The sequence below is a fragment of the Nocardia barduliensis genome (genome assembly GCF_013315795.1).
In the GTDB taxonomy this organism is placed as follows: Bacteria; Actinomycetota; Actinomycetes; order Mycobacteriales; family Mycobacteriaceae; genus Nocardia; species Nocardia barduliensis.
In genome coordinates this window covers 1-1,023 of the sequence record NZ_JABLTE010000270.1, presented here as the reverse complement: position 1 = coordinate 1,023, position 1,023 = coordinate 1, and the positions used below count along the sequence as shown (strand labels likewise).

The following is a 1,023-nucleotide window of genomic DNA, read 5'->3' as shown; positions in this document are numbered from 1 at the left end:
TCCTCCGGCTCGGCCTCGGCGCCCTCGGCGAGCACGATCGCCACCAGCGGGCGCTCGTCCCACTTCTCGTCCGGCACGCCGATCACGGCGGCCTCGGCGACCGCGGGGTGCCCGATCACGGCGTTCTCCAGATCCACCGACGAGATCCACTCGCCGCCGGACTTGATCACGTCCTTCGAACGGTCCACCAGGGTGAGGTAGCCGTCGGGGCTGATCTTGCCCACGTCGCCGGTACGCAGCCAGCCCTCGTCGAACTTCTCCGGATCGACCGCCGTGCCGTCCGGCGAATAGTAGGAGCTGGTGATCCACGGACCGCGTACTTCCAACTCGCCCAGCGACACACCGTCGTTGGGGACCACGCTGCCGTCGTCGGCGACCAGCCGCGCCTGGACACCGGCCGGGAAGCGGCCCTGGGTCACCCGGTAGGCCCACTTGTCCTCGTCGGTGAGCGCGGTCGCCGGCGGATGCGCGACGCTGCCCAGCGGCGAGGTCTCGGTCATGCCCCACGCGTGCAGCACCCGCACGCCGTGCTCGTCCTCGAAGGCATGCATCATCGGCGGCGGTGCAGCCGATCCGGCGACGACCACCGCACGTAGGTGCGTGATGTCCTGAGAGCGGGGGCCTAGTTCTGCTAGCACGCCACCCCAGATGATGGGCACCGCGGCGGCGAAGGTGGGGCGCTGCGCGGCCATCATCTCCAGCAGCGGTCCCGGCTGCAGGAACCGGTCCGGCATGAGGAGATTCGATCCGCTCATCAGCGCCGCGTAGGGCAGGCCCCAGGCATTCGCGTGGAACAGCGGCACGATGGCGAGGATGGTGTCGGTGCCGAGCAGGCCCATCCCGTTGTTGGCGCCGACCTGCATGGCGTGCAGCCAGTTGGAGCGATGCGAGTACACCACGCCCTTCGGATCGCCGGTGGTGCCGGAGGTGTAGCACATCGCAGCGGCGGAGCGCTCGTCGATCACCGGGAAGTCGTAGGTGTCCGCTTGCGCGCCGAGCAACTCGCTGTAGGAGTGCACCTGG

General features: G+C 69.5%; 1 protein-coding gene. It reads right to left on the bottom strand.

Features of this window, described 5'->3' with window-relative positions; genetic code table 11:
* The coding region (locus HOV91_RS39135) for an AMP-binding protein (protein ID WP_174190191.1) at positions 1-1,023 on the bottom strand (1,023 nt) is incomplete at both ends.